The following is a 17,222-nucleotide window of genomic DNA, read 5'->3' on the forward strand; positions in this document are numbered from 1 at the left end:
TGAGATCCCGGTTGTCGCTCCCGCCCCAGCCCTGACGGGCTCGGGTGTGAGCTCATCCGGGCGCCCCGGCTAGGCTGACAGGCTGGCCACCGCACCAACCGTATTTCCTTCCCTTCTCGCCTCCTGCAGCGCCACGTCGGCGCATTCGGCCATGTAGAGAAACATCGTCGCGAGCATCCGCTCGATCGCCTCGCGCCCCCGCGGCAGAATGGTGATGGCGTCGGTGCCGCGGATGAGCAGGCCCTTCTCCTCGGCATCTCGCAGCAACGTCAGCACGTGCTTGCGCGACACCGAAAAACGGGTGGCCAGACCGTTGATGGAGAACGGCACGGGGGCGGCTGGCGGGAATGGCTGGTCCGGCCCGGCCCCCTGCGCCAGGCTGAACAGGATCACCATGCCGGCGGTCCGCTCGGCAAACGGCTCGAGCTCCGGCGCGCCATCGAGGATGCGGAGGCCGGCGATGAAGCGACGGCCGAGCTCGAGCACGAAGGTCTTCACGAAAGCCGGATCGTTCAACGATGCCCGATAGGCCACGGCGGCCGGCAGCACCGCGCTCATGGCGTCGAACTGCACACCCCAGCGCTCGCGATGCAGTGCGATCAGCCGGTCGGTCGGGACCAGCGGCCGCCGCCGGCGGTCCAGATTGGGAGCCGAAACCACCAACCCGGTCGCGCGCATCAAGGCCAGCATGGCCTCGCAGCGCCCGCCGCTGCACAGGTCGAGCCTGGCGCACATCTCCTTCATGGCGCCGACGGTCAGACCGAGCTGGCCATCGCGCTGCTCGGCGAAATGCAGATACAAAGCGACATGCGGAAACAGGGCCCGCGCCCGGTCGCTCAGCAGCGCATTGAGGATGCGATCGCCCCGATACAGCCTGATCGCCGAAGCCGTCGAGGCCCGCATCGCCCGCGCGAATCCGGGCATCCCGCGCAGCTGCGCGACGGCGTCGGGTGAAGGTATCAGTGCGGTCATCGGCACGTCAGATCTTGCACGTCAGACAACTCCCCTCGGATCTCTAGCACTATGTTTTTACCGGCCCGCCCAAGGTTCGACAATTCGCTGCGATTATCGTGCATTGGACAAACAGCCGCATCGAAAGTGCCCCGCTCGCCTCGTCATGCGCGAAGTCTTCGTCGGAACCCGCAAAGGCTGTAGGATTGGCGGCGGTAGAACCGATCAAAAGGCCGTGCCGCAGCCTCGTTGCAGGCGGAGGCGCATGCTATCTCTCCTGGGTGCAACGAACGAGATTTCACGACGTGCCCGACGCGATTGAACTCCTGAAGACCCGCCGTTCCGTCAAGCCGCGCGAGATGAGCGGTCCCGGCCCTACCCCCACCGAGCTCGACACCATCCTGACCATCGGCGCCCGCGTGCCCGATCACGGCAAGCTCGCGCCCTGGCGCTTCATCGTGTTTGAGGGAGACGGCCGCCGTCGCGCCGGCGAGGCCATCGCAGCCGTCTTCGCCAAGAAGAACCCGCAGGCGACCGCTGCCGAGCTCGAGGTGGAGAAGAACCGCTTCATGGAGGCGCCGCTGGTGATCGGCCTCGTCAGCTTCACCCGGCCGCATCCCAAGGTGCCGGCCTATGAGCAGGAGCTCTCGGCCGGCGCCAGCGCGATGAACATCCTCACCGCGGCGACCGCGCTCGGCTATGGCGGCTGCTGGCTGTCCGGCTGGTTCATGTTCGACCGCGAGGTGATGGACGGGCTCGGGCTGAAGCCGGAGGAGAAGCTCGCAGGGCTCATTCATATCGGCAGGCCGACCAAGCCGAGCGAGGACCGCCCGCGCCCGGCGCTGGCGGACATCGTGACGCGGTTCTGAGGAAGGTCGAATAGCGGATAAGGAGTAGCGAGTAGCTAGTAGTGGCATCCACCGCTCTCTCCCCTCGTCATTCCGGGGCATCGCGAAGCGATGAGCCCGGAATCCATAACCACGAGCATTCATGGGGCGCGAGCTGGCTGTGGCGCGTGTCACCGCCAAATGGCAGCTGGTGGTTATGGATTCCGGGCTCTCGCTTCGCGAGCCCCGGAATGACGAGGGGAGAGAGCTGAGGACGCCACTCTCATCTCGGCACTCCCTACTCTCTCCTCGTCCCATCACGCCGCCTTCGATGCTCTTGGGCCAAACCGGGCCAGGAGGGCCGCGATCTCCGACGCCGGCCGCGCGGCGCTGAACAGGAAGCCCTGGACCTGGTTGCAGCCTTCGGCGCGCAGCCAGTCGAGCTGGTCCGTGGTCTCGACGCCCTCGGCCGTGGTGGTGATGTTGAGGCTCTTGCCGAGCCCGGAAATGGCGCGGACGATGGCGAGGCAGTCGGAGCGCTGCGCGAGGTCCTTCACGAAGGAGCGGTCGATCTTGATCTTGTCGAACGGGAAGCTGCGGAGATAACTGAGGCTGGAATAGCCGGTGCCGAAATCATCCATCGAGATGCGGATGCCGAGCCCGCGCAGCTGATGCAAGGTGGCGAGATTGGCCTCGGTCTCGGCGAGCAGGATCGACTCGGTGATCTCCAGCTCCAGCCGCTCCGGCGGCAGCGACGATTGCGCCAGCGCCTGGACCACGACTTGCACCAGGTTGCGGCTGCGGAACTGGACGGCCGAGAGATTCACCGCGACCTTGATGCCATCGGGCCATCGCGCGGCCTCATGACAGGCCTCGCGCAGCACCCATTCCCCCAGCGGCACGATCAAGCCGATGTCCTCGGCCACGGGAATGAACTCCGCCGGCGAGATCATGCCCTTCTCCGGATGGCGCCATCGCAGCAGGCATTCGAAGCCGGAAATGGTGCCGGTCGCGACCTCGACCAGCGGCTGATAGTGCAGCTCGAAATCACCCTGTGCGAAGGCGTGACGAAGGTCATGCTCCATGTCGCGGCGCCTCTGTGCCCGGAGATCCATCTCCTTCTCGAAGAAGCGGTGCACGCCGCCGCCCTCCTCCTTGGCGCGGTAGAGCGCCATGTCGGCATTCTTCATCAGCTCTTCGCTGGTCGAGCCATCGGACGGCGAAAGCGCGATTCCGATCGAAGCGCCGATCACGAGCTCATGACCGTCGATTTCATAGGGCGCACTCAGCGCCTGGATCAGCTTGGCTGCGAAATCGCTGGCCTCGTTGAGCGACGGCGTGTCGGCGAGGATGACGGCGAATTCGTCGCCCCCGAGCCGCGCCGCCATGTCGCCGCCCCGCACCCGCTCCCTGAGCCGGTCGGCCACCGCCTGCAACAACCGGTCCCCCATGGGATGGCCGAGCGAATCGTTGACGTTCTTGAACAGGTCGAGATCGACGCAGAACACGGCAATCGATCTGTTGCCGGATGCGCCGGGCTGCAGCACCTGCCTGAGCCGCTCCTGATACAATTCACGATTGGGCAGGTTGGTCAGGCCGTCATGGTGAGCCATGTGCGCGATCCGGGCCTCGACCTTGCGCCGTTCGGTGATGTCGACGATGGCGACGAGGAAGCCGTCGCGTCCCTCGTAGGAGATCCGCCGGCCATAGGCCAGCACGTCGATCAGCGAGCGGTCCGCCGTGTAGTGCCGCCATTCGCGATGGAAATCGTCCCGTGCCGTCAGCCGCTCCATCGCCTCGTCCAGATCGGCCATGTCGCTTTCTGGCCAGAGATCCCAGATCGTCATGCCGAGCAGCCGGTCGCGGTCGTAGCCGTAGTGCTCGGCGGCGGCGGCGTTGACCTTCATGATGCGCCCCGTCTCCGTGTCGAAGATGCCCATCGGCAGCGGATTGGCATCGAACAACAGGCGGAACGACGCCTCGCGGCGCTTCAGCGCGGTGACGTCGGAGACGGTGAGAGACACGATGTCGCCGAACGCATGCACGCCGAGGCGCAGATTGCGATCGTCGCAATCGAGCTCGAACTGATCGCGGCCGCTGTACGCAACGATGGCGAACAATCGCGCCAGCACGTCGGCCGTGCCGAGCATCGTCCCGCCCTGCCTCAACCTCCGCCATTGCAGTTCGGCCGCCGAGAGCTTGAGGAGGCTCGCCGCGGATTGATTGTGATGGACGACCTGGAAGTCGCAGGGCACGCCAGCGCTGTCACGGATGGTGGCGAGCGAGACGACCCCGTCCTCGGTGGTGGAGAAAATCGAATCGAGCAGATTGTACTGCCCGGCGCGCTCGTTGATGTAGGTGCCGACCAGCGTCCTGCCCCAGCGCGAGCTGGTCGGCAGCGCCAGCACGTCGTAGGTGCGCACCATGCCGTCGCGCACGCAGTACGCGGTCGACAGATGCGGCTTGCAATTCGTCACCGCGCAGATCGCCGCTTCCGTCAGCACCGTCGCACAGTCCGGCGAGACGGATTCGACCGGAATATCCCAGCCGTCATTCTGAAGCCATTGCTGGACATAGCGGCCACTGCGGGTGATTTCGAGACGGTCGTCCTCCTCGCGCAACAGCGCGACATGGTCGGCGAGGCGACCGAGGCTTCCCAGCATCACGTCTTCATACTGGGGCAGGCTCTGGCCGGGCTTCAATGCCGCGTGCCATTTGCGCTTGAGTACCGGAATGTCCTCGAACAGATCATTGCTGACCGCCCCGGACGTCTTCTTCTTGGCACTCATCGCATCGTACTCAATCGCCAGCTGCTTGTAGCGGTACTCCATGCAGATTTGTCTTTAATGGGCTGTAAATCCAGATTGGCCCTGCAGCGGCCGGCAGCGAATATGACAGTTCAAAGTCGTTCCATGGTTATTGCGCATTAGAGACTATGACAGTCGCCTCGCATCTCGCGGTCGCCGGCGCGTGACATCCTGCGCCGATACGATCAGCCGCGATGATGGGATGCGAAGAGGCGATCCCGCGGCGGAGATCCGCCCGGGTGATGCACCTTGCGAGACCCTCGATCAGCGTGAGGGCGCAGGGAAGGCCGGACCTCGACTGAGGCCCGTGGCCCGCCTGCTCAAAAAAATGCAGGCGGCAGGTACCACAGGTTCAGCCGGAAATCCGGCCCTCCCTGCGCGATGGCTTTAACGGCTGCTTCGCGTTCTCCCTGGTGCGCCGGGCTTTCTGGCCACCATCCTCAACGCAAGGCAAAGCCTCAACGTGAGTTGATATCAGCGTCGGGATATCAGGACCGCGCGACTTGACCGTGCGCAGCGAATTGTTCGTCGGCGCGAGCAACCCCGCGCTGCAATCCACCACGCCCACCGCTCCCCGCCCCGCGTGCCGTGACGACCGCGATACGCCCCTCATCCCGGGACGGGATGCGCGGAAAGATCGTTCTGATTTGCCCGACGAGGCAAGGACTAATAAGTGCGACAAAGTAACCCGACGGGCAAAGGCGTCACGAGTTGGGCAGTCGTGTCGAGCACCACTGCTTCGACAATCACTTCTGTCGTGCCGGCCTCGAGCCGCAGGGCTATTGCATATTGCGTCTATGTTTTGCGCCCCTCTCCCTCCGCGTCGTCATGGCCGGGCTTGTCCCGGCCATCCACGTCGTCCAGCATGCTGAGAACGACGTCATGCCCGGGACGGAGCCCGGGCATGACGATGTGGAGACGGTTTCGCGACACACTCAGATTGACCATATGCGATAGCCCTGCCTCGAGCCGGGACCCAGCCACCGGCTGCGGTGATGCGGGCCGCTGACAGCTACGTCCCCCGATAGCATCCGCGGTATGGGTCCCGGCGTTCGCCGGGACGACAGCGGTGGTGGGACGCGATCCTACAAAAACTCTGCGCTCGCATCACTCCTCCTCCAGACGAATGCCTGCGTCGCTGAGCGCCTCCATGAGCCGCTCAATGTCCTCGGGTTCGACCGTGCTGCCTGGGCAAAGCGCGTTGAGCTCGTCGAACGTGATCCAGCCCTTGCGTTCACCGATCTCGATGGCATGGCGGATGATGTCGGATATCTGCATACAGCTCTCCCCGGAGATTGGCTCTCATAGATGGCGGGAAGAGTCGGTGTCGCGTGCGCGCGCCTTACCGCGCCAGCACCTCGACCTCGCCGTCGACGCCGTTGACCACGCTGAAGGAGCGTTCGAACACCTTGCCTTCGTTCTTGGCGATGGCGCGGTAGTCGCCTTCGGAGAGCACGACCTTGGGGAAGGCGCCGACCGATTCCTTGATCACGTCGCCGCCGGGGTTGATGACGGACCAGGCGGTGTTGGCCAGTGCCTCGCCGCCCTTGTCGGAGACGAGCTTCAAGGTGATGACCGCGGCGCGGTGGGTGACGGTGACGTCGGTGAGCTTGCTGGCCTGGACACGGATGTCGGAGCGCACCACCGAATTGGCGTCGCCATAGTTGGAGACGATGTAATAGGTGCCCTCGGGCAGCATCAGCATGTCGCCTGCGGCGACGTTCGGCACCAGCGGCGCGCGCTCGCGGCCGTCGAACTGGCTGCCCTTGTAGATCGCGAACGAGATCTGGTTCTGCGGGATCTTGCTGGTGCCGACCCTGCCCTCAAGGCGCAGGCCGCCAGCCGGCAGCAGGAAGGATTCGCGATCGGTCTCCGTCTTCAGGCTCACCGTCCTGACCGCGCTGACGAGTCCGAGCGCGACGTGAACGACGTAGTTGCCGGGCGGCAGCACGATGTTCGGCGTGGCGCCGCGATCCTCACGCAGCATCTTGAAGGCGCCGGTCTCGTCGGGCCGGTCGGAGAAGACGCGCCAGACCAGCCCGCCATTGATACCCGGCAGATCCTTTCCATAGCGCGCCGACAGCGACAGCACGCCCTGATTGGGCGCCGCCGCGGGAGGAGCGGCGACCGGCGGGATGGCGGCGGGTGCTCCGGGGGGAATCGCGGCCACCGGCGGTCCGGGCAAGGCCTGCGGCGCAGGGGGCAGGATGGGACCTGCCGCAGGGCCGGAGGGCGGGGCCAGGCTGACGGCGGCACCGGGATCCGGCACCGAAGCCGGCGGAACCGGCGGCGGACGATCGCTGAACAGCTGGGCCGCGGCTGGCGGTGCGAGGAGTCCGGCGAACGGGCACGACAAAGCGAGCACAAGCCATAGCTGCCCGCTGCGCCGGAAACCCTGGGATCCGCGACCTCTCGTCATCATCCTGCTTTTGACCGAAAACGCGGCGAATTCAAGCCTGTACTGCGCTGTCCCCGGGGAACCGGACGCGGCCGCGCGGCTTGGCCGCAGGCCTGCGCGGTGGCACGGGCGCAGCCTCGAGCGAACCGCTCTGCCCCTTCAAATCGACGGCATCGGGTGCTCCCGTGAACCGGCATGAAGGATGCTTCTGGTACGCTCGACGGCGTCATGAGTCCGTTGCCGACTCGTTGCACAAAGTTGCGTAAGCGTGGAGACGACAAGTGCTGGATATCTTGAAGGGACGCCGCCAGGGCGGAGGCGAAAGCGCCAATGTCGGTCTCGGCACGATCCGCAAGCCGGTCATCGGGCTTGCACTCGGCGGCGGTGCGGCGCGCGGCTTTGCCCATATCGGCGTGATCCGGACCCTGATGGCGCACGGCATCGTGCCGGACGTCGTGGTCGGCACCTCGATCGGCGCGGTGGTGGGCGGCGCCTATGCGGCAGGCCAGCTCGACACGTTGGAGGAATGGGCGCGCAGCCTGCAGATGCGCAACGTGCTCGGCTATCTCGACATCCGTCTCAACGGCTCCGGCCTGATCGGCGGCGAGAAGCTTGCGGCCCAGCTGGAGGCTTCGCTCGGCCGCGTCGCGATCGAGGAACTGCCGATGAAGGTTGCGACCGTCGCGACCGAGATCCGAACCGGACACGAGATCTGGCTGACCCATGGCAGCCTGGTCGATGCCATGCGCGCCTCCTACGCCCTGCCCGGCATCTTCGCGCCGGTGCTGATCGGCGACCGCTGGCTGGTCGACGGCGCCATGGTCAATCCGGTGCCGGTGTCGGCCGCACGCGCGCTCGGCGCCGAGATCGTGATCGCCGCCAACCTGTCGAGCGACGTATTCACGCATTCGACGACGATCTATTCGCATGGCCAGCCGGTCGAGGTGCCGGAAACGGTGATGGAGAGCGCGCCGGCCAAGCGTCGCTTCGGCAAGCTGTTCTCGCCGGAGCGCGCGGTGAAACGGCAGTTCTTCGGCGGCGGCGGCCGGCCCGGGATCTCCTCGGTCATGGTCGACGCCTTCAACATCATGCAGGACCGCATCACGCGCGCCCGGCTCGCCGGCGATCCGCCCGATCTTCTGATCTCGCCGCGCGTCGGCCAGATCGGCTGGTTCGATTTTCACCGTGCAGCCGATCTCATCGCGTTCGGCGCCAGGGCCGCCGAACGTGCGCTGGATTCGATCCAGGACGCCATCGGCGCGGCGGCGCCGGCCGGCGGCGGGGCTACGCCGTCTTGATGTACTGACGCAGCGCTTCCTGCTCGGTCTCGTATTCCTGGACGCGCCACTTCACGACGTCGCCGATCGAGATGAGGCCGACCACCACGCCGCCTTCGATCACCGGCAGATGGCGGAACTTGCCGTTGGTCATCATCTCCATGATCGAGGCCACAGTGTCGGCCGGCTTGCAGCTGACGACGCGGCGGGTCATGACGCTGGACACCGGCTCGGTGAGCGCCGTGGCGCCCCGCTCGCCGAGCGAGCGGACGATGTCGCGCTCGGAGAGAATGCCTTCCATCCGCGTGCCCGACATCACCAGCACCGCGCCGATCTTGCGATCGGCCAGCAGCTTGGCGGCTTCGGCGAGTGTGGTCTGGGCTTCGACGCTCTCGACCTTGTGGCCCTTGGTGTCGAGGATCGCACGTACTGTCATTGCTCATCTCCTTGAGAGGCCGATGCGCCTTCTTGAGCGAGGCGTCCTTGCGGCCGATGCATGCAGTCGTCTTCAGTCACGCTGATCGTCGAGTCACGAGACTCGATCGCAGTCTGGCAATGCGCCCGTCGCGTTTGGGTTGCACTGCGCTCGGCAGACCGGCGGATGGCCAGGAAAAAGGCCTGCCCTATTTGCCCGGAGTCGTGCCCCGGTTGCATCGGACGCAAATGATGAATGAATTCGCCCGCGCTCGCAAGCGCAGGAATGCGGCAACTAACGGTCGATCGGCTCCGACGGCAACGCAGGTGCAGCATCGTCGCGCACATGCGGGACCGGATCGAACAGCGCGAACAGGATGAGGCCGGCGACGAAACCGCCGATATGCGCCTGCCAGGCGACATCGGCCCCCTCGGCGCCGGGTGTGAGGTCGAAGGCGCCGAACAGGATGTTGACGCCGAACCACACCGCAAGGAAGCCGAGCACCCGCGGATTGCGCAGCGCACGCGACAGCGACAGGGCCGGCACTTTTGCCGCCGCCTCGGCATCGCCGCGGCTGAACGACAGGAAGCCGCCGCGAACGAAGGCAAAGCGCATCGCCGCGGCCATCGCGCCCGACACCGAGGCCGAGGCACCGATCATCGGCGCCAGCGCGTGCTCATGGGTGACCAGATGCGCGAGCGCACCGGCTGCGGCCGTGGCTGCCATGAACAGATAGAACCTGAGCGCGCCGAAGCGGCGCGCCAGCGCGCTGCCGAACGGCAGCAGCCACAGCACGTTGAAGCCGATATGCGTCAGATTGGCGTGCAGCAGCGAGTAGCTGACGAAGGTCCAGATCTTGGCGGGTGTGCCGCCCGGGAACGGGCCATCCAGCAGGGTCTGGTCGTATCGTTTCGGCACAAAGGCGAACAGGTTGATGATCGCCGCGTCCCACTCCTCGGGCAGCAACACGCGCAGATGGATCACGGCGATCAGGACGATATAGGCGGTCAGCGCGCCCGGCAGGTTCAGCATCGGCTCCCGCGTGTCCCGAAGCGGCGGATCTTGCGTGAGGTCTGACGGGGAATCCAAGGGAACGCACGCCTTCGACGAGAGGAACAGATCTGTCAGATAGGCGGCTTTGGCGGAATTGCGCAAGCGCACACATGCAGAGTTGATGTGCGGTCTGGAGACCGGCTTGCACGGGCCTTGAACGAGCGGGGTCTGAAAAGAAAAGAGGGAGAGCCCTGAGAAAGCCCTCCCTCGCAAGATCCGCCGGTCTTTTTGCGCGTCCGGAGAGCCCGGGGTTCTGTCCCCACCCCTCCCCGTCGCGGCGACCGGACTTGTTGTGTTCGACGCCTCGTGTACCTCACCGTATCGCGGCGGACCTTCCACCTTCCGGCCGCGATCGGATGAACGCTTTCTTAACGATGCGGCGGCCGAAGCCAAGCACATCGTTAATTTAACCTTAACGCGCGGAAGCCGAGGACAAGGCCGGCACGATCGCACCATCGGCATGGACGCTGCACAGCCCCTCCTGCACAAACAACCAGGGAGGCGCCTGGACGAAACCGGGACAGCGATGTTCTGACAACGTCGAGGGCGCGAGGGGTCATCCAGATGAAACATCCGTCCAATCGCGAGCTCTTCGCCTATTGGAACGACAGGCGCGGCCACGCCAAGGCGCCGGAGCGCTGCGACTTCGAGCCGTCGGCCGTGCGCGAGCTGCTCGGCGACATCTTCGTCCTGTCCTGCGATGCCGACAGCGGCTTTCCGTTCCGCATGGCCGGCACGCGGCTGTGCGCCCTGCTCGGCGGCGACGTCAAGGACAAGAGCTTCCCGGCGCAGTTCACGCACCAGAGCCGCCGCGAGATCGAGGAGATCGCGACGGTGGTCTGCGAGGAGACGCTGCCGGCGATCGCCGGCGTGACGGCGCTGGCGCCGGATCGCACCACGGCCCATTTCGAACTGCTGCTGCTGCCGTTCGCCCCCCGCGCGCACGAGCCGATCAGCCTCACCGGCCTGCTCGCCCCGTTCGAGGCGCCGCAAGGTGCGCTCGGGCCGCTCGAGATGGTCTCCTGGCGCTACATCCATCCTCCCGTCGAGCCGATCGTGCCGCGCACGCTGCGCAAGCTGGCGCTCGCCCGCGGCCTGATGGTGTATGAGGGCCTCCGCTGAAGCTCCCGTAGCCCGCATGGGCGCAGCGACATGCGGGCTACGCCAGTGCAGTCGTATCGGCCGGGACTGCCCACACAGCGGTGAACAACATGAACGCTCGCGGTGCTGCGATAACGCTGAATTAACCGTGCAGCATTTAGTTTCGTTGCTGGATCCGCCGGTCAGCTAAGAACCGGCTTTGAGTGGCGAAACATGGCGTTGCCGAACAAAAAACAATCCCTTCCGGCCGCCGAGGAGCGCCGCCGTTTCCAGCGGGTCAAGGTCCACCTGCTCGGCCGCTACATGCTGCCCGACCGGCGTGAGTTTCCTTGCCAGGTGATCAACATGTCGCCCGGCGGCCTTGCGCTGCTGGCACCGGGCATCGGCAATGTCGGCGATCGCGTGATCGCCTATCTCGACCATATCGGCCGCGTCGAGGGCAAGATCACCCGCATCATCGACAACGGCTTCGCGATGACGATCGGCGCGACCGCGCGCAAGCGCGACAAGCTCGCCGCGCAGCTGACCTGGCTCGCCAACCGCGACATCCTCAATCTGCCGGAGGATCGCCGCCACGACCGTATCATTCCGCGCAACCCGATCGCGGTGCTCACGCTCGAGGACGGCACCAAGATGACGTGCCGCATCATCGACATGTCGCTGTCGGGCGCGGCCATCGCGGCGGAAAGCAAGCCGCCGCTGAAATCCCTGGTCATGCTCGGCCGCGTGCAGGCGCGCGTGGTGCGCAATCTCGAAGGCGGCTTCGCCATCGAGTTCATGCACGCGCAGCTCGCCGAAACGCTCGAAGAGAGCGTTACCGCGCGGTAAAGCCGCAAGTCCTGCAAATCCCGCAACTTCACGGAGTGCACGGCGTCCGCCACCGCGGGCGCCGTGTGGCGTTCGGCCATCGCACGCGGTGCCCAGCGCAGTTAATGCGCCGTCCGAAAAGCGCCGGCCGGCCTGCAACGGCAGCGCTTTGCGTCTTAATGCACAGCATTTGAATCAAGTGCGATCGATTCAAATTTTAGGCAAATTCGATTCAACAGATCTTCGAATTATCGTCTTGTTTGAATTGGGTTTTCGTCAAATCCATCGTGGCGATTTAGCGGCAGCGAAAAATCTTTGTGAGACACATGGTCCCAACAAAACGGGGGCCAAAATGGTCAAGCGGACGGGACAGGCAAAAGGGTTGGCGGTGGTCGCCTTCCTGATGGCGATGGGGACGATGGCGCAGGCCGGTGATGACCGGGTGCTCTATGCGAGCCTCGGCGACACCACGCGGGCCCCGATCGGCTGGATCGAGTTCTGCACCGAGACCCCTGTGGAATGCCGCGGCGGCGCGTCGCAGCCCCGCGACATCGTGCTGTCCCAGACGGCGTGGCGGGACCTGATAAAGGTCAATCGCTGGGTCAATGAGAACGTCAAGCCCATCACCGACATGGACCATTGGGGCGTGGTCGAGAAATGGTCGCTGCCGTCGGACGGCTACGGCGACTGCGAGGATTACGTGCTGTTGAAGCGCAAGCTGCTGATCGATGCCGGCTGGCCCCGCGAGGCGCTGCTGATCACGGTGGTGCGCGACAAGAAGGGTGAAGGACATGCCGTCCTCACCGTGAAGACCGACAAGGGCGAATACGTGCTCGACAATCAGAACGAGAGCGTCGTCGCCTGGACCGACACCGGCTACCGCTTCGTCAAGCGGCAGTCGCAGAGCGACCCGAACGTCTGGGTCTCGCTCGGCGACGCCCGCCCGGCAGTGGCCACCGCCAGCGCCCGAGAGCGCTAAGGAGCGCCCGAGAGCGCTGAACCTAGAGGCAGCGACATTCGAGTTACGCGACCCGGTCACATCCCCACCCCTCCCCGTCCCAGACCGGTTCGCGCGCGGCCAGCTCTCCCCCAAGGGCTGGCCGCAACTTTTTTTGGCCTTGCTTTGACGATATGCCGCAGGCAAGGCGCGGCGGTTGCCGGCCAACCTTGTTTTCCCTCGACCGTCGGGTTTAGGTTGTCGGCATGATGATGATCCTGCGAAGCGCGACGCTTCTGGCCGCGGCCCTGACCCTGGCGAATTGCTGCATGTCGGGCACCGGCTGCTCGGGTCCGATGGCCTCGGCCAATCCGCCGGCGGCGACCCCGGCGATGGCTGCCGCCCCCGCCATGGCGGGACCGCAGACGGCTGCCGCGGCCGATTGGGACGGACGCGTCGCCACCTCCGAGTCCGACACCGAGATGGTGATGGAGCCCGATATCGGCAGCCCCGCGCGCAAGGGCGGCAAGCGCCGCGGCGACCAGCGTGTGGACGTGATGTCCTCGCAGTCGAGCTCCGGCGCTCGCGGCCGGATGAGCTGGGAGGAAGAACAGGCAGCCGACCTCGCCGACGAGGCACGCCTCAAGCAGAAGCTCAACATCTGCCGGAACTGTAACGCGACCCAGTAAGTCCCTGACGCCTCGGGCTCAGGACTGTCGCTCAAGGTCCAATGATACCGCCACACCATGGCCTGCCGAACCGCAGTTTTCGGCCTTGCACGCCTCTCTTTTGTCCGATTTGCTAATAGAGTCTTGCGGCCGGGACCGGGCGCGGCGGTCTTGCGTTGTCTGCGCGGGGCCCGTCCCGACGATATGACTTTTCCGCCGCTCCATTTTCGAGCGGCTTCCGAAGCTTTTTCCGATTCAAGGTGGTTTCGTGATGAACCCGGTGACGCGCGACACCAGACACTATGTCGAAAAGTCCAACGTCGGCGCCGTCAAGAGCTCGCAGCCGATCGCGCTTGCAGCCGCAACTCTCCTGGTGCTGGTGGCCGGTATCGGCGGCATCATGCTGTGGCGGGCCTATGGTGGATCACCGAGCGAGGCCGAGCGCGGGGCGGTGACGCGGCAGTTGCAGGCCAGAACGGTGCAGGCCTCCGAGCAGTTGGTGGAAAAGACCAAGGGCCTGGAAGCCACCCAGCAGGAATCGATCGATCAGCTGCAGATGGTGCAGGAGCAGTTGCAGAGCATGCGCCACCTGCTCGCCGCCCAGCAGGCCGACACCAAACGCCTGTCCGATCAGGTCTCCACCCTGAAGGACTCCATCGATGGCCTGCGCCAGTCCTTCGCCAGCACGCAATCGTCCGAGCAGGCCGCGCCGCCGCCGCGCAATCGCAGCATCCGTTCGCGCGCCCATGCGAACCGCAACGGTCATCGGCATCGCCGCAACCGCAGCTAATTCGAACTCACCAATCCTGCCTGTACAAATCCTGCCGAATTTTCCCGGGGCCTTGTGAAGTGCTTCACATAGCAGGCGGCGGAATCGGGCCATCTTGAGGTCACCGGATGGCGAGCCAATTTCAGGATGGCGCAGGGCCAATTTCAATATCCGGGGCTGGCAAGGTCGTTGGCGCCATACTGCGCCGACGGCCTTGTTCTTTGTAGTTGTCCCCGATCGCAGCATCTTCGCGGAACCGCGTTGCCGGACCGAGCGCTCTCCGGCTGGTGACTTGCTTTTGAGCGCCACTTCTCTGCTCAATGCGCACCTCACCGTTCGGGAGGAGCCGCATGTCCGTCGAAGCTGAACCGACATCCGATGTCATCGGATTGACCAAAGTCGCCCCGTTCTCACGCCGCGGCTTCATGACCGCGTCCGCCGCCGTGACGGCCGGCTACACGCTCGCCGCCGGCCCCGTCCGGGCCGAGGTCATCACCACCGACACGAGCGGCCTCAATGCCGGCGATGCCAAGGTGAAGGTCGCCGACGGCGAGATGCCGGCCTATTTCGCGAGGCCCGCCAGCGCCAGCAATCCGCCGGTCGTGCTGGTGGCGATGGAGATCTTCGGTCTGCATCAATACATCAAGGACGTGACGCGGCGCCTCGCCAAGCTCGGCGCGTTCGCCGTCGCCCCCGACTACTACTTCCGCAAGGGGGCGGACCTCACCAAAATGACCGAGATCAAGGATCTGCTGCCGATCGTCAACGCCAAGCCCGACGCGGAGCTGCTGTCGGATCTCGATGCAACGGTGGCCTGGGCCAAGTCACAGGGCGGCGACACCTCGCGTCTCGGCATCGTCGGCTTCTGCCGCGGCGGCCGCAATGTGTGGGAATACGCGGCTCACAATGGCGGGCTGAAGGCCGGCGTGGCATTCTACGGCCCGCTGACCGATCCGCCTAATCCGGTGTGGCCGAAGAGCCCGACGCAGCTCGCGCCGGAGATGAAGGCCCCGGTGCTCGGACTCTACGGCGAGGCCGACACCGGCATTCCCGTCACCAGCGTCGAGGCGATGAAGACCGCGCTCGCGGAGAACAAGAAGACCGCCGAGTTCAAGATCTATCCCGGCGCGCCGCACGGCTTTCATGCCGACTACCGCCCGAGCTATCGCAAGGACGCTGCCGAGGACGCCTGGGCGCAGATGCAGGCATGGTTCAAGAAGTACGGCGTGCTGAGCTGACGACGCGCATTTTCCCACTGCGTGGAAGGAGCGAGCGAAGCCCGGATGCGCGAAGCGGCATCCGGGTTCATCGTTGCACGTCATGCGAGCCCGGATATCGCTTCGCGCATCCGGGCGATGTCGGCAGCGTCCGGACGACGAGGATGCGCCGGGGATCAGCGCCGCCGTCGCACTCTTGCCGGTTGACGGGCGCCCTGCTCGAGCTCCCAGGCCATCCAGACCAGTGCGGCACCGAGACTGACGACGATGCCCATGAAGAGGAAGGTGAGTTCAGGGGATGTGAGTGAATTCATCATGCCTGGATCCCTGCAAGCGTTGCGCCAGCTCTTTCTCCATTGCCGGCGTTCATTGCACCGGCAAGAAATCGTGACGAGATATCGTTAAGGCGAAGTGACTGCCAACGCATTACCCCACCCGCGGGTTCACCCGTTCATTCGCAGACTTCGATCGGACGAAGGCGCCAGCCGTGCGCTGTCCGCACGCGCTTCTTGACGACATAGCAGCCGCCGAGATCCTCATAAGTGTAGGGGTAGTAGTACGGATAGCCTCCGTAGTAGCCGGGATAGCCGAAGCCAAACCCGAGCGCGAAGCCCGGACCGAAGCCATGATGGAATCCGCCATGATGGAAGCCGCCGCCATGAAAGCCGCCCGGCCCGCGCGCCAAAGCCGAGCCGGGAAGCACCATCAGCGCGACAGCGCCGCCCACCAGCAATCCCATCATCTTCTCGCGCATCGATCCGTCTCCAAATTCCGCAGGCCAGGTTGAGCCGCTGCAATGATGTCCATCATTGCAACGCCAACTCTTAAAACCTGATTTGGAACAGCTCGCGGGCAGAGACGCTCACTTCTGCGCGATCTGATGTCTGCACATCACATCGCCGGGCCACGGCAACACTCAGCAACCTCTGCAGATGCTCTTGACCTTCCGATCGACGGTCCGGTTCTCGTGCTGAATCTCGGCGTCCTCCGTCGCATCGCCGGCCCGGTTCGGTCCCGTCGCAGCAGTCCCGCCGGCGGCGCCGCGCCCGGTGCCGGTGGTCGTGCCCGCATTGCCGGACCCGGAGCCGCCGACGCCCGAGCCTGTCGATTGCGCCGTCCCGAGACTGTTGGTGCCGTTGGCGCCCGGCGTTCCCGGCTGCGACAGCCGCGCGCCATTGCCGACGCCGTTCGGATCGGCCTGCGCGTTGCCGAGACCGGCGGCATTTCCGGTGGAAAGACCGCTCGTGCTGCCTGCGCCTGTGCCCGCTGCTCCAGCAGCGCTGCCTGCATTGGGAGCGCCGACGGCGCCGGTCGCTCCGCTCCCGGTGCCGCTGGTCGCGGCGCCACCACCTGCAGCGCCGCCGCCTGCTCCACCGGCACTGCCTCCGCCACCTTGCGCGAACACGGCGGTCGCGGTGCCGAGCCCGGCAATCACGATCAATGTGCCGAATGAAAGTCTGGCCATCGGATGCTCTCCCTTTACATCTCAACCCGACCGGCGAGAGCGTGTTCCGGAACGAATAGGGAGCGGAGAGGATTGATGGGCCGAGGAGAGCCAGGGTTCGTGCGCAAACTGATCGCCTTCGACCAGGACACGTTCGACAAGCTCAAGCAGCTCGGCCGCGATCAGATGCTGAGCCTGCAGGATCTCGCCGACGAGGCGTTCATGGACCTGCTCGAAAAGCACGGTGTGCCGGCGGACCTGAAGGACGCACTGCGCAGGAGTGCAGCTGAGAACGGCGATGGCCCGGGCACGCCAAGCGATGGCACCAAGCCGAAGGCCAGGGTCAAGACCAGGCCGCGAAAGAGGAGCAAGACGTCAGCATGAGCACCGAACCCGATCCGTTCGAGCAGGGCGAGCGCGCGGCGCGCGACAATATTCCGGCCGAGGCCAATCCCTATCAGGACGGCAGCGAGCAGCATGCGTTGTGGGCGAGCGGCCACGAGCGGATCGCCAGTGCGCGCGAGGCCGGCGAGTCCGAGGGCACGTGACAT

General features: G+C 65.4%; 19 protein-coding genes. 10 read left to right on the forward strand and 9 right to left on the reverse strand.

The window, feature by feature from the left end:
- Positions 1-69: 69 nt before the first annotated feature.
- Complete coding sequence (locus tag HL666_RS05815) at positions 70-978, reverse strand: hypothetical protein (RefSeq protein WP_172180348.1); 909 nt, start codon at positions 976-978, stop codon at positions 70-72.
- Between the two features lie 278 nt (positions 979-1,256).
- Here HL666_RS05815 and HL666_RS05820 point away from each other — a divergent pair, with 278 nt between their 5' ends.
- Complete coding sequence (locus HL666_RS05820) at positions 1,257-1,820, forward strand: nitroreductase family protein (RefSeq protein WP_172107904.1); 564 nt, start codon at positions 1,257-1,259, stop codon at positions 1,818-1,820.
- A gap of 275 nt (positions 1,821-2,095) precedes the next feature.
- Here the strand turns inward: HL666_RS05820 and HL666_RS05825 are convergent, their stop codons facing one another.
- From HL666_RS05825 to HL666_RS05835, 3 genes are all read right to left on the reverse strand, one after another.
- Positions 2,096-4,609 carry a putative bifunctional diguanylate cyclase/phosphodiesterase gene (locus tag HL666_RS05825; RefSeq protein ID WP_172180350.1) on the reverse strand — a complete coding sequence of 838 codons (2,514 nt, stop codon included), beginning with the start codon at positions 4,607-4,609 and terminating at the stop codon, positions 2,096-2,098.
- Positions 4,610-5,692: 1,083 nt separating this feature from the next.
- The gene (locus tag HL666_RS05830; RefSeq protein ID WP_172180352.1) at positions 5,693-5,863 is read right to left on the reverse strand and encodes an RNA polymerase sigma factor region1.1 domain-containing protein; all 171 of its coding nucleotides are present in this window, start codon (positions 5,861-5,863) and stop codon (positions 5,693-5,695) included.
- A gap of 64 nt (positions 5,864-5,927) precedes the next feature.
- Positions 5,928-7,007: an RgsD C-terminal domain-containing protein gene (locus tag HL666_RS05835; RefSeq protein WP_376698579.1), complete on the reverse strand. Its 1,080-nt coding sequence runs from the start codon at positions 7,005-7,007 to the stop codon at positions 5,928-5,930.
- 257 nt (positions 7,008-7,264) lie between these two features.
- Here HL666_RS05835 and HL666_RS05840 point away from each other — a divergent pair, with 257 nt between their 5' ends.
- Positions 7,265-8,281: a patatin-like phospholipase family protein gene (locus HL666_RS05840; protein WP_172107897.1), complete on the forward strand. Its 1,017-nt coding sequence runs from the start codon at positions 7,265-7,267 to the stop codon at positions 8,279-8,281.
- On the opposite strand, the gene HL666_RS05845 is transcribed toward HL666_RS05840, so the two are convergent.
- Together HL666_RS05845 and HL666_RS05850 are read right to left on the reverse strand one after the other, a co-directional pair.
- A complete protein-coding gene (locus HL666_RS05845; protein WP_172107895.1) occupies positions 8,268-8,696 on the reverse strand; it encodes a CBS domain-containing protein in 429 nt (142 codons plus the stop codon). The two genes, HL666_RS05840 and HL666_RS05845, sit on opposite strands and share 14 nt — an antisense overlap.
- A gap of 273 nt (positions 8,697-8,969) precedes the next feature.
- On the reverse strand, positions 8,970-9,764 hold the full coding sequence (locus tag HL666_RS05850) for a rhomboid family intramembrane serine protease (RefSeq protein WP_172180355.1): 795 nt from the start codon (positions 9,762-9,764) through the stop codon (positions 8,970-8,972).
- Between the two features lie 528 nt (positions 9,765-10,292).
- Between HL666_RS05850 and HL666_RS05855 the strand changes: the two genes are divergently transcribed.
- The 6 genes from HL666_RS05855 to HL666_RS05880 all read left to right on the forward strand — a co-directional run bounded on the left by HL666_RS05855 (position 10,293) and on the right by HL666_RS05880 (position 15,248).
- On the forward strand, positions 10,293-10,850 hold the full coding sequence (locus tag HL666_RS05855; RefSeq protein WP_172130913.1) for a PAS domain-containing protein: 558 nt from the start codon (positions 10,293-10,295) through the stop codon (positions 10,848-10,850).
- A gap of 192 nt (positions 10,851-11,042) precedes the next feature.
- Positions 11,043-11,657: a PilZ domain-containing protein gene (locus HL666_RS05860; RefSeq protein ID WP_172107890.1), complete on the forward strand. Its 615-nt coding sequence runs from the start codon at positions 11,043-11,045 to the stop codon at positions 11,655-11,657.
- A gap of 331 nt (positions 11,658-11,988) precedes the next feature.
- A complete protein-coding gene (locus HL666_RS05865; RefSeq protein WP_172107888.1) occupies positions 11,989-12,615 on the forward strand; it encodes a transglutaminase-like cysteine peptidase in 627 nt (208 codons plus the stop codon).
- A gap of 224 nt (positions 12,616-12,839) precedes the next feature.
- Complete coding sequence (locus HL666_RS05870) at positions 12,840-13,262, forward strand: hypothetical protein (protein WP_246741472.1); 423 nt, start codon at positions 12,840-12,842, stop codon at positions 13,260-13,262.
- Positions 13,263-13,512: 250 nt separating this feature from the next.
- Complete coding sequence (locus HL666_RS05875) at positions 13,513-14,031, forward strand: hypothetical protein (RefSeq protein ID WP_172180357.1); 519 nt, start codon at positions 13,513-13,515, stop codon at positions 14,029-14,031.
- Positions 14,032-14,360: 329 nt separating this feature from the next.
- Positions 14,361-15,248 (forward strand): dienelactone hydrolase family protein, encoded by an 888-nt coding sequence (locus HL666_RS05880; protein ID WP_172180359.1) that lies wholly within the window; start codon positions 14,361-14,363, stop codon positions 15,246-15,248.
- 155 nt (positions 15,249-15,403) lie between these two features.
- Here the strand turns inward: HL666_RS05880 and HL666_RS05885 are convergent, their stop codons facing one another.
- The 3 genes from HL666_RS05885 to HL666_RS05895 all read right to left on the reverse strand — a co-directional run bounded on the left by HL666_RS05885 (position 15,404) and on the right by HL666_RS05895 (position 16,692).
- Positions 15,404-15,544 (reverse strand): hypothetical protein, encoded by a 141-nt coding sequence (locus HL666_RS05885; RefSeq protein WP_172115385.1) that lies wholly within the window; start codon positions 15,542-15,544, stop codon positions 15,404-15,406.
- Between the two features lie 134 nt (positions 15,545-15,678).
- On the reverse strand, positions 15,679-15,981 hold the full coding sequence (locus HL666_RS05890) for a hypothetical protein (protein ID WP_172115429.1): 303 nt from the start codon (positions 15,979-15,981) through the stop codon (positions 15,679-15,681).
- Between the two features lie 162 nt (positions 15,982-16,143).
- A complete protein-coding gene (locus tag HL666_RS05895) occupies positions 16,144-16,692 on the reverse strand; it encodes a hypothetical protein (RefSeq protein WP_172180361.1) in 549 nt (182 codons plus the stop codon).
- A gap of 75 nt (positions 16,693-16,767) precedes the next feature.
- Between HL666_RS05895 and HL666_RS05900 the strand changes: the two genes are divergently transcribed.
- Positions 16,768-17,055: a hypothetical protein gene (locus tag HL666_RS05900; RefSeq protein ID WP_172180363.1), complete on the forward strand. Its 288-nt coding sequence runs from the start codon at positions 16,768-16,770 to the stop codon at positions 17,053-17,055.
- Positions 17,052-17,219, forward strand: a complete 168-nt coding sequence (locus tag HL666_RS05905) for a hypothetical protein (RefSeq protein ID WP_172130923.1) — start codon at positions 17,052-17,054, stop codon at positions 17,217-17,219. The genes HL666_RS05900 and HL666_RS05905 overlap by 4 nt, the downstream gene beginning before the upstream one ends.
- The last annotated feature ends 3 nt before the right edge of the window (positions 17,220-17,222 follow it).

The sequence above is a fragment of the Bradyrhizobium aeschynomenes genome (assembly GCF_013178945.1).
Classification (GTDB): domain Bacteria; phylum Pseudomonadota; class Alphaproteobacteria; order Rhizobiales; family Xanthobacteraceae; genus Bradyrhizobium; species Bradyrhizobium aeschynomenes.